Source organism: Clostridium punense, from assembly GCF_017874425.1.
GTDB lineage: Bacteria > Bacillota > Clostridia > Clostridiales > Clostridiaceae > Clostridium_J > Clostridium_J punense.
The window spans coordinates 72,621-83,803 of the sequence record NZ_JAGGLL010000022.1 but is presented as its reverse complement, the minus strand read 5'-3'; the positions used below and the strand labels follow the sequence as shown (position 1 = coordinate 83,803).

Annotated in this window: 14 protein-coding genes; 11 read left to right on the top strand and 3 right to left on the bottom strand. The window is 31.0% G+C overall.

The annotated features are described in order from the left end of the window. Positions 1-211 precede the first annotated feature (211 nt). A complete protein-coding gene (locus tag J2Z44_RS14250; protein ID WP_021282327.1) occupies positions 212-904 on the bottom strand; it encodes a cyclic nucleotide-binding domain-containing protein in 693 nt (230 codons plus the stop codon). Between the two features lie 393 nt (positions 905-1,297). Here J2Z44_RS14250 and J2Z44_RS14245 point away from each other — a divergent pair, with 393 nt between their 5' ends. From J2Z44_RS14245 to J2Z44_RS14215, 8 genes are all read left to right on the top strand, one after another. Further along, positions 1,298-1,717: a DMT family transporter gene (locus J2Z44_RS14245; protein WP_021282328.1), complete on the top strand. Its 420-nt coding sequence runs from the start codon at positions 1,298-1,300 to the stop codon at positions 1,715-1,717. 15 nt (positions 1,718-1,732) lie between these two features. Then, complete coding sequence (locus tag J2Z44_RS14240) at positions 1,733-2,182, top strand: DMT family transporter (RefSeq protein ID WP_021282329.1); 450 nt, start codon at positions 1,733-1,735, stop codon at positions 2,180-2,182. A 268-nt stretch (positions 2,183-2,450) separates the two neighbouring features. Then, the gene (locus J2Z44_RS21865) at positions 2,451-2,579 is read left to right on the top strand and encodes a hypothetical protein (protein ID WP_021282330.1); all 129 of its coding nucleotides are present in this window, start codon (positions 2,451-2,453) and stop codon (positions 2,577-2,579) included. A gap of 233 nt (positions 2,580-2,812) precedes the next feature. Further along, positions 2,813-3,289 (top strand): hypothetical protein, encoded by a 477-nt coding sequence (locus tag J2Z44_RS14235; RefSeq protein WP_021282331.1) that lies wholly within the window; start codon positions 2,813-2,815, stop codon positions 3,287-3,289. 174 nt (positions 3,290-3,463) lie between these two features. Next, positions 3,464-4,717, top strand: a complete 1,254-nt coding sequence (locus tag J2Z44_RS14230) for an MFS transporter (RefSeq protein ID WP_021282332.1) — start codon at positions 3,464-3,466, stop codon at positions 4,715-4,717. A gap of 433 nt (positions 4,718-5,150) precedes the next feature. Then, a complete protein-coding gene (locus J2Z44_RS14225) occupies positions 5,151-5,513 on the top strand; it encodes a GntR family transcriptional regulator (protein WP_017414804.1) in 363 nt (120 codons plus the stop codon). A gap of 2 nt (positions 5,514-5,515) precedes the next feature. Next, positions 5,516-6,388: an ABC transporter ATP-binding protein gene (locus J2Z44_RS14220; RefSeq protein WP_209649713.1), complete on the top strand. Its 873-nt coding sequence runs from the start codon at positions 5,516-5,518 to the stop codon at positions 6,386-6,388. Between the two features lie 2 nt (positions 6,389-6,390). Further along, complete coding sequence (locus tag J2Z44_RS14215; protein WP_021282334.1) at positions 6,391-7,128, top strand: hypothetical protein; 738 nt, start codon at positions 6,391-6,393, stop codon at positions 7,126-7,128. A 398-nt stretch (positions 7,129-7,526) separates the two neighbouring features. Here J2Z44_RS14215 and J2Z44_RS14210 read toward each other — a convergent pair whose 3' ends face one another. Then, positions 7,527-8,012, bottom strand: coding sequence for a pyridoxamine 5'-phosphate oxidase family protein (locus J2Z44_RS14210; RefSeq protein WP_021282335.1), 486 nt, complete (start codon positions 8,010-8,012; stop codon positions 7,527-7,529). Positions 8,013-8,179: 167 nt separating this feature from the next. Continuing rightward, a complete protein-coding gene (locus J2Z44_RS14205; RefSeq protein ID WP_021282336.1) occupies positions 8,180-9,340 on the bottom strand; it encodes an aminotransferase class V-fold PLP-dependent enzyme in 1,161 nt (386 codons plus the stop codon). A gap of 150 nt (positions 9,341-9,490) precedes the next feature. On the opposite strand from J2Z44_RS14205, the gene yedE reads away from it, so the two are divergent. Genes yedE through J2Z44_RS14190 form a run of 3 tightly spaced genes read left to right on the top strand, consistent with a single transcriptional unit; the run spans position 9,491 to position 11,009 of the window. Next, positions 9,491-10,573 (top strand): YedE family putative selenium transporter, encoded by a 1,083-nt coding sequence (yedE, locus tag J2Z44_RS14200; protein ID WP_021282337.1) that lies wholly within the window; start codon positions 9,491-9,493, stop codon positions 10,571-10,573. Further along, on the top strand, positions 10,566-10,772 hold the full coding sequence (locus J2Z44_RS14195; RefSeq protein WP_021282338.1) for a sulfurtransferase TusA family protein: 207 nt from the start codon (positions 10,566-10,568) through the stop codon (positions 10,770-10,772). Before yedE ends, J2Z44_RS14195 begins: the two co-directional genes overlap by 8 nt. Further along, positions 10,773-11,009, top strand: coding sequence for a putative Se/S carrier protein (locus tag J2Z44_RS14190; protein WP_021282339.1), 237 nt, complete (start codon positions 10,773-10,775; stop codon positions 11,007-11,009). Positions 11,010-11,183: the final 174 nt, after the last annotated feature.

The window sequence follows — 11,183 nt, the reverse complement described above, 5'->3', positions numbered from 1 at the left end:
ATGGTTTATATAAAAATCATAGACAAATTGAACTGAAAAATATACAGAAAATTAATTGCTTAATTGGAAAATTAAGTTATTCGGAATATGAGTTATAAAAAATCATATTAATATTTAAGAATTTTTCACTACGAAGAGCAAGTAAGTTTATATATTAAAGTCCTATTTGTAGGATTTAGATTCATAAAACACTCTAAGCTCCATACCAATTCTAACTATATAAATCTCCTGCAAGATTTTCAAGTTCACCTCTATTTATAACTTTAATTGCACCTTTTTCTTTTTTTATAATGCCCTTATCACAGAGTAAATTTATAACTCTAATTAAATGCCTATAACTTGTTCCGAGAAGCTCAGCCACTTCTGTGAGCTTTTGAGTGAATAGCTGCTCAGCGGGAGAAGTTTTCCCTTGTGGAATAATAGCTAAAATGTAACTTGCAAGCCTATTTTCTAAAGGATAAAGAAGATTTATGGAACTTAAAATAGAATTGTTAGTGAGTTTTTCCCCAAGACTTCTACACATGTGCCTTAAGAAAGTGGGGTCATTAGCAGCATATTTTCTTATATTTTTAAGAGAAATACCAATACATAGGCACTCAGTTAAGGCTTGAAGGTTGCAAGTTGCAATATCAGAGTATAAAAATTCTACATCACCAACTATTCTTAAAGGATTACAAAACATTAAGAGCAGAGATTTTCCATTAGCTAGAAGAATATAGACCTTAGATTTACCTTCCACAAAGAAGTAGAAGTATTCCATTTTGCAGCCAGCCTTATATATATGTTCATCTTTATTAAATAGGTATAAATCCATATAAGAAGACATATCAATGGTAAACATACTGTTTATATTATACTTTTCTATATAAAACCTTAATTTGTCTCTATCATTTATTTTCTTCATAAGGTGCCCCTTTCATAATGAAATAGCATATAACCACTTTCAATAAATTCGACAAACACTAGGATAAGAAACCCTAGGTTTTAGGCATTGTGTGCAAGTGGTTGGAGGTTGAAATTTAAGAGTACTTTTATTATTACATACATTGTAAATTGATATTTAAATTTATTTATATGTAATAGTATATGACATATGTCATATATTGAATAGGTTATTATTTGATATGATAAAACTATAAGAGGCGCAAAACTTTACTTTTTATATAAACTATGCAATTTCAGTATAGGAGTTAACTTTATTTCTTAATGAAAGGTACAAGTTAAGCTTGATAAAAGTGAAAGTGAATAAAGCTTTGACTTTAGTTTCTAAGAAGAACAATTAATATGGAGGTTTTTTATGAATGAATTTTATGCAATACTCATTGGTGTTTTAATTACTGTCATGGTAAGTTTCAATGGAATATTGAACAGTTATTTAAGTAGTTATTTTTCATTATTGGTAATTCATGTAGTGGGACTTATAACATTGACAATTATTTTAGCTGCGAAAAGAGAGAAGTTGGTATTAAAGAAAAATATACCTTTTTACCTGTTTAGTGGTGGAGCGATAGGAGTAATTATGGTATTTTTAAATAACTTATGTTATGCGAAACTTGGTGCATCCCTAACCCTAGCCTTAGGAGTTTTTGGGCAATTGCTTGTAGCAGCTCTTATTGACCACTTCGGATTGTTTTATATGAAGGTTTATAAATTTGAAAAGAAAAAGCTAATAGGTTTTGGAATAATTTTAGCAGGTATAATTGTGATGACTATATAAATAAGGAGTGATAAGATGATATATATGATTTTAGCGTTCATATGTGGTGGACTAACAATAGTTTCAATTATTATTAATGCAAATTTAGGACAAAAGCTAGGAGCATTTCAAGGTGGGCTTATAAACTATATTATAGGATTAACAGTAACTTTAATTATAATGACTTTACTAGCGATTATAGGAAAATTTGAAATGAGTAGTTTTAATGGGATACCATTTTATGCTTACTTAGGAGGTCTTGTAGGAGTAATTGTAGTTGTAGCCTCAAATATAGTGATACCTAAAATATCAGCAGTATATTCAACGGTGTTAATTTTTATAGGGCAAATTTTCACAGGAATTTTTATAGATTACTTAACCTTAGGTAACATTTCTATAGGTAAAGTACTAGGTGGACTTATCATTATAGGAGGTATTATGTATAATTCTTACGTAGATAAGAATAGTTTGATAGTTAAAAGCTAGAGTAAAGGTCTTTACTCTAGCTTTTAACTTAAGTCTAATTAAGAAATACTTATTGATTTATCTTCTGAATAGGAATAATCACTATCTAACACTATTTAATTAATAAGCGAGCTAAGTAAAACTTATATATGAACCAAAGCTTCAGTGGTATTTGAATAGGTTATAGGACTTCCTATAATTAAAAAAATAAAATTTATAGGAATAATAAAATTCTAGGGGAATAAAATTTATTAAATATTTAATAGATGGGAGTTAATAGGGGAAGATTATGTTAGAAATTTTAGAGTTTATTTTTAGGGATATTTGGCACTTTCTTGGAACGATAATTTTATTAGAAACTATTTTTGGAGGATTAAGAGGAATCTTCGGAAAATATATTAAGATTAGTAAAGAATAAACTGGAAAGCAACTTCTTTAACCAGTTATAATAAAGAAGTTGTTTTTTTTATGAGTGTAAACAAGTTATAATTTTAATTAAACTTGAGGCTTTAACTAATACTATGTAAGGGTTAAATAAATTTAATGAAATTGAAATTCTAAATAATATTTAATATTTATAAATAAGTACCCCATAAAAGCTAAGTGTTTTTTCGTAATATATAAATAGACTTAAAGTTGGAAGGTGTAAAAATGGCGTATAATGTAATTGACTTAATAAATAAATCCATTGATATGGAGGAAAGAAGAAAAAAGCTGTATGAAAATATAGGGAAGCAGCAGAAGGAACACTCTTCTATAAAGATAATGTCAAAAGTTTTAATAAAAAATATAGATAAGACTATTAAACATTATAAAGATTTAAATAAAGAGCTTAAGAACATAGAGCTTGAGGAAATTGATTTTTGGACTTATGATAAAATTTCCTTTTTAATAAATCAGTATAACAAAAAAGAATATGAAGTAAGTTTTGACAATGTAGGGGATTATATAAAATTCTCTTTAAATCTAGAAAAAGATATGTATTCCTTGCTCATTGATATTCAAGGAAGATTTGTAAAAGATATAAAAGATACTTATACAAAGACTTATGAAATTCTATCTGATATAATAAGTAATAGGGTTAAACACATTGAAACTTTAGAAAAGATACTAAAATCTAGGAGTTAATGCTGAAGGGGATTTGCCTTAAAAATAGTTGGAAAGAAGCTATTTTAAAGGATTAAGTAATCTCAGATAGTAAGAATCTAAATTATAGAAAACTATGTTGATGAAACTCTCAAGGTTAAGTTTATTTATAAAGGGAATTGGGGGAAGCCTTATTAACAGAATGGGGATGGGGAAATGAATAACTTAAAGAAACTATTTGTGCCCTATAAAAATTTACCTATGAGTGTTTACATTATATTCTTTGCATCTATAATAAACAACTTAGGTAATTTTGTGGCACCTTTTTTGACCATGTTTTTAACATACTCTATAGGAATGAATGTAGGAGTTGTAGGAGTGATTGTAGCCGTAAACAGTTTTGTGGGCTTAATAGCTTCTGCTCATGGGGGAAAACTAATTGATGTCATAGGAAGAAAGAAAATATTTATTATTTTTAGAACAACCTCAGCTATAGCAATACTCCTATGTGCCTTTACTAAAGATCCAATTATTTTAACAACTTTACTTATACTATCAAACTTTTTAGGAGGATACTCTCTTCCGGTTTACAGCACCATCATTACAGATATTACAGAGGGAGAACAAAGAAAAACAGCTTTCTCTCTTCAATATATGGCATTAAATATAGGATTTTCTGTGGGGCCTTTACTTGCAGGATTTTTATATAACAACTATTTAGTGTGGCTTTTCTTAGGTGATGCTCTTACAACCTTTATTTCAGTGATTTTGGTGGCTTTCTTTATACCGGAGACTATGCCATCTAAAGATGAAATTCAAAAACTTAAGGTAAATAAGCTAGAAAAGGCAGAGGAAGGGACTCTTCTTCAAGCTTTAATCAAAAGACCTACCTTACTATTATTTTCTTTTATAATTGTTATTTACTTTATAGTGTTCTCTCAATTCAATTTCGGACTTTCTCTTCAAATTGGAGAGGTTTTCGGGGAGAAATCTGCAACTATTTTTGGAAGTTTAATGACAGTAAACGCAGTGATGTGCAGCATAATTCCAATGTTTTTAACTGCAGTTACAGAAAAGTTAAACTCTTCTTTAAGCATTGCAGTAGGGGGAATCTTCTACGCTACAGGTTTTGGCATGATGTTCTTTATTAATGGTTACCCACTATTTATTCTTTCAACAATGATTTGGACTATAGGAGAAATTTTAATTTCTACTAACACCAATGTTTATATCGCAGAGCATACACCAGCTTCACATAGGGGAAGATTCAATTCTATTTTCCCAATAATAAGAAAGCTAGGCTTTATGGTAGGACCTATTATTGCAGGACTATATGTTAAGTATACAAGCATTAGAAATCTATGGCTATTTATTGGTGGAATTTCAATTTTAGCAGCAATTTTAATGTATAGACTTTGCTTAATAGATAGTAAAAAGGAAGAAGTAGGTCAAATAGCAATAGAAGAGTAGGATTAGCACTTGTTTTAGAAATATTCTAAGAAGCTATAGTTATAGTGGTAGAGATAACTATTAATATAGCAAATATGGAGTAAAAATTAGTATTAGGGTGCATAACCTTAATGAAATAAATCCTAATAATTTTTAAAATCATATATACAATGAGCTAAAAGGTAGTTAACAGGACTACCTTTTATTTTTTTGCCTTAATAATGATTAGTATAGCTAACAACATATTGACAATAAATTTACTCCTTAACTCATTAGGATGAGAGGGTAATATGAAACCATAAATTAAAACTTAGCATGTAAAAGCTCACTAAATGGCATAGATAAATAATGTGTAAAATATTAACAAAATGTAAATTACAATAAAAGTAGTTGCCAAAGTAAATTCCAGGTCATATACTTAGTTATATAAGTAATTAACCAATGAGGTGATGAAGTGAAAATAGATTTTAATAGTGAAATTCCTATATATTTGCAACTGGCACAGTCTGTTGAAGACTCAATATTAAAGGGTATATATGAGGAAGATACTCAGATACCATCTACTACAGAGATTTCTGTAACTTATAAGATTAATCCAGCCACCGTTGGAAAGGGGTATAACTTATTAGTTGATGAAGGTATCATTTATAAAAAGAGGGGTGTAGGTATGTTTGTTACTGTGGGGGCTAAGGAAAAGTTAATGGACAAAAGAAGAGAAAGCTTTTATAAAAGTTATGTGGAAACCTTAATTGAAGAAGGTAAAAAACTAAATATTTCTATTGATGAAATTATTAAAATGTTAGAGAGGAGTAAATAATCATGGGTGTAATAGAAATTAAGAATATGTCAAAATACTATGGAGACTTTTGTGCCTTAAAGGATATATCACTTAAAATAGAACCTAATAAAATTTATGGACTCCTTGGAAGAAATGGAGCAGGAAAGACCACTCTTTTAAATCTGATTAATAACAGGTTATTCCCAACAGAAGGGGAAATCACCATAGATGGAGAGGGCGTTCTTGAAAATGATAAGGCTATAGGAAAAATGTTTTATATGACAGAGAAGGACCTTTATCCTGAAGCAATGAAGGTAGGCAAAGCCTTTGTGTGGACTAAAGAGTTTTATCCTTCTTTTGATATGGAATATGCCATGGCATTAAGTAAAAAGTTTTCACTAAATACAAATAAGAAGATTAAGGCACTTTCTACAGGCCAAAATTCTATAATGAAGCTTATAATTACTTTAGCTTCTAATGCAGAAGTTTTAATGTTTGATGAGCCAATATTAGGCTTAGATGCAAACCATAGAGAGTTATTTTACAAGGAGCTTTTACAGAATTTTATTGATAAGCCAAAGACCATAATTTTATCTACTCATATTATAGAAGAAATTTCAGATATCCTTGAAAGAGTAATTATAATAAAGGATAAGGGCATTGCAGTGGATGACAGTGTGGAGAACCTATTAGAAAGAGCCTATTCTGTAGCTGGAGCAGCCAGTAAGGTAGATGAATTTATAAAGGATAAAAACCCTATTAATACAGAGGTTTTAGGAAGCTTTAAAAGTGCTACAATTCTTGGTGAACTTTCAGCAAAAGATAGAGAAACAATTAATTCTTTAGAATTAGAAATTAATAAAGTGGAACTTCAAAAACTATTTATCCACTTAACTAACGAAGGGGGGAACTAACAATGAAAAGTTTAAAGGTAGCAAAGTATGAGTTCTTTGATGCTTTAAATTCAATAAAGGTGTATTATGCTATTATAATAGTTATATTTGCATCAATGACCTTGTTAGCAGGCACTAATGGAGGCGAGATTAGGTCTTCAGGGGTAGAGTTTTCTACAGCAATATTTATTTTTATTGCAGGGCTAAACTCCTTTAAAAATAGCTTTAAGTTTACTCAAGGGAATAATATAACAAGAAAAACCTTTTTTAAGGGGGTAATGATAAGTACTTTACCAATAGCAGCACTAATGGCTGTAGCAGATGTAATACTAAATAGAATGTATAATCTCTTTGTAGTATGTCCTACTATGTATGACATGTTATATGATAAAGGCTTTGGACAAAGTGTTTGGAGTCAAAGTAATAGTTTAGGCACATTGTTTGGAACTGTGTTGTTTTTAGTGTTTTTATACACCATGACCTTTAATCTTGGAATTTTTATAAACCTGATATACTACAGAAGTAACACTGTTTTAAAGGTTATAATCTCAGTAGCCCCTTTTGTTTTAATAACTTTAATTGGTAACTTTCATGACTTATTTCCAAAAGAGTTTTGGAATGGAGTAGGAAATTTCTTAGTGAATGCTTTTGGGCTTAATGATTATAATCCTTATGCTGCAGTTTTTAGTTTCTTTATTATAGCAGTAATACTTTCAGGATTTATATTTCTTTTAATTAGAAGAGCAGTGGTTAAAGATTAATCTTTGGAAAAATATGAAAATCATGAGCAAAATTTGTTTAGCGCTTATTACTCTGCCCAAATAATAAGATACACCTTTTGAGAAGGTGTATCTTATTTATATAACTTATATTAATAATTAGCTAATCAATGGGTGGCAAATAGCTGTAGAAGCGCTTTTTCTTAGCTGTAGAAGCGCTTTTTCTTAGCTGTTTAGCAATATAATTTATATGGATTTTGAATCAAGGAAACAAATTATAAGTAATATTTTACTTAAGGCATCTTCAAAAAATAAATAAGTCAATCTGCTCGTCTATTTTGTGCTATACTGCGTCAACAGAACCCTTTGATAGCCCCACTATCTGCGGAACCTGTTTCCTTGTCTATTACAAAATAGCCTTCACATCTTTGACTTGTTATTTATTTCAGATGCCTAACTGTTTTATCGATAAAGTTAATTTCATACTTCTTTTCACCGTATTTTTCTGCGTTGTCAATAATTATACCTTCTGTGAGAGTGATACGCAGAACGATTGAGTTAGGGTTGTCCTCATCACCAACTTCATCAAACCAGCCAAAGATTTTTTTAAATTTAGCTCTGATTTCTGCATTCTTCTCGTCTTTAACCCAACCAAGGTTTTCAGCCCTCCCGTGGAAAGTGTACCAACCTAACCCCGCAACAGAAACCTCATTGTTCTTCTCAATTTGTAGCATTTTATTCTTTTTTGCATCTGTAGAAACATAAAACATACCATTTTCATAATAGGCACAAACCATACGGGCAGCAGGGCGAGGACTGCCGGAAGCATTTGGGGATAATGATATTGTGGCAAGTGCAATAACCTCCTCCTTGCCATTTCCGCAAAGTTCCTCCATAAGTTTCATTGCATCTTCGTATTTGCTCATTTTTAAAATTCTCCTTTCAAATTTTTTTGTGGTGTAAATATAATAAGGCAACTTGAAGCATGTCCAAGACTTACAATTCCAGCCTTAGCCACAAAGTAGAACCAAGGGTATGAGGATGAAATTCATCATGAAATCTTAAGTTGTTAATACTATACAATGTTTTAAGTTTAATAAATAAAAGTATTTATAATTGCTCTTATAGCATTTACTGTGTAATGTACTTCCTCACTAGTGTTAAAGCTACTGAAGCTGAATCTTACTGTTCCATCTGGAAAAGTTCCTAGAGTTTTATGGGCAGAAGGTGCACAATGAAGTCCACATCTAGTTGATATTCCGTAGTCCTTGGAAAGCAGATGAGCTATTTCGCCGTTATCTTGATGAGCAAAATTTAGTGATACCACTGCAGTCCTATTTTCAATAGTTTTAAGTCCTATTATATCTAACTGAGGAATTTTACTTACTTCTTTTAAAAATACTTGTGTTAGCTCTAATTCTTTAGCTTTTATGTTCTTAATGCCTTCATTTAAAATATATTTTAAGGAGGCATTAAGTCCGTATATGCCTGGAATGTTTAAAGTTCCACTTTCAAATTTATCTGGCATGTACTCTGGTTGGACTTCATATTCAGATAAGCTTCCAGTTCCCCCTTCAATAAGTGGTGAAACCTTTTCAACAAGGTGCTCCCTAATCAAAAAACCACCAATACCTTGGGGTCCAAGAAGGCTTTTATGACCTGTGAAACAGAGAATATCTATATTCATCTTGTTCATATCAATATCTAAAAAACCTGCAGTTTGGGCTGAATCTACTATAAGGATAAGTTTATTATCCTTGCAAAATCTTCCTACCTCTTCTAAAGGAAGAATAGTTCCACACACATTTGAGCTATGGGTCATCACCACTGCTTTAGTATTTGGTTTAACTAGTGAGGGGAGGCAGTTAGGGTCTAATTCTCCAAGAGTATTGCATTTTGCAATTGAACAAGTTATTCCTAGTTTTTCGAGAGACCTAAGAGGTCTCATCACTGCATTATGTTCCATGGAGGAAATAATTATGTGATCACCTTTCTTCAAGTATCCCTTTAATATAACATTAAGACTTTCAGTGATACTTCTAGTAAATACTACATTTTCAGCTCTATGAAAATTAAATAGCTTACATAGTAATTCTCGAGTTTCAAAAACTATATTTTCAGCTTCATAGGAAGCATCATAAGCTCCTCTGTTAACATTTCCACCTATATCTACAAGATATTTTGTTATGTTCTCTACAACTCCAGGAGCCTTTGGAAAGGAAGTGGCACCATTGTCCAAATAAATCCTATTCATATTAGCCCTCCTTTATAAATATGACAAAATTATGAGAAACAATAGATAAAAAATTTCTATTATATATTGCAATTTAAGGTTTAACACAGTATATGTTAAAATTTATATGTATAGTTAAATATTAACATATTATAAAAGGAGAGTAAAGATATGAAAGAAAAAAGAGGCATTATCATTGCTGGAGCAATCATAGGTATTTTATCTGTTTTATTAGTTTACTTTGGAAATCCTAGAAACATGGGAGCTTGTGTAGCATGTTTTATAAGGGATACTGCTGGAGCACTTGGATTACATAGAGCAGAAGTGGTTCAGTATATTAGGCCAGAAATTATAGGAATGATTCTTGGAGCTTTTTTAATTTCTTTAGGATCAAAAGAATTTAAGGTAAAGGGAGGATCTTCTCCATTTTTAAGGTTAATTCTTGGTTTTGTTGTAATGGTAGGAGCTTTAATGTTCCTTGGATGTCCACTTAGAATGGTATTAAGACTTGCGGGGGGAGACCTAAATGCCTTAGTTGGATTACTAGGTTTTGCAGCAGGAATATTCTTAGGAATTCAATTCTTAAATAAAGGCTTTAGCTTAAAAAGAAATTATACTCAAACTACCATTGAAGGTTATGCATTACCATTAATTTCTGTAGGTTTACTAGCACTAGCAATAATATCACCAGCTTTTATAATATTAAGCCAAAAAGGACCAGGCTCACAGCATGCTCCAATTTATATAGCATTAGCTGCAGGATTAATTATTGGAGTTGCTGCTCAAAAAACAAGACTTTGTATGGTTGGCGGAATAAGAGATTTAATCATGTTTAAAGATACTTATTTAATATCAGGGTTTATTGCCATTTTTGTATTTACTTTAATAGGAAACTTAATATTAGGATATTTTAAACTAGGATTCGCTGAACAATCAATAGCTCATGCAGATGGCTTATGGAACTTTTTAGGTATGGCTCTTGCAGGCTGGGCCTCTGTACTTTTAGGGGGGTGTCCACTAAGACAACTTATTCTAGCAGGAGAAGGAAATGTGGACTCTGCTATAACTATCATGGGAATGGTAGTTGGAGCAGCCTTTGCACACAACTTCAAACTAGCAGCTAGTGCACAAGGACCAACAGCTAATGGCAAGATAGCTGTAATTATAGGCTTTGTAATACTGGGGCTTATTTCCTACTTCAATATAGAAAAAACTATGAATTTCAAGGTTAAAGGTGGTGTTTCTGTTGACTAAGGTAGATGCAAGAGGGATGAGTTGCCCTCAACCAGTGATAATAGCAAAAAAGACAGCAGAAGGTAACCCTGGAGGGTTTCAAATTTTAGTAGACAATAATACAGCTAAAGAAAATGTAATGAGATTCTTAAAAAATGCAGGATTTAGAGTAGAAGTTAAAAATATCAATGAAGATTATCTATTAAAGGCTTCAAAATAAATGGAATATATTGCAATATTTTTCACTCATTCTGGAGCCATTAAATATCATAGATACCTAAATTCTGTGGGAATCAACAATGAAACCATGCCAGTACCAAGAAAGTTAAGCTCAAATTGTGGTATAGGAGTTAAATTTTCTATGAAGGATAGTATAGAAGACATCATTACAGAAGACATTGAGAAAATTTATAGATTAGAAAACAAAGTTCACACTGTAATTTATAATTGTGAGTAACACCCCTGGGGAGATTAACAAATTATGAACACTTTATGATTTATAACTGCAATTAGGGAAGGAGCTAGGCTTCTTCCTTTTTTAGTTTAGAATAGACTATCAAAGCATATGGAATAAATGGTATAATTTTCATGTAAACTATTGTTATGGCATATAAGTTTTTAATTGTAGAGG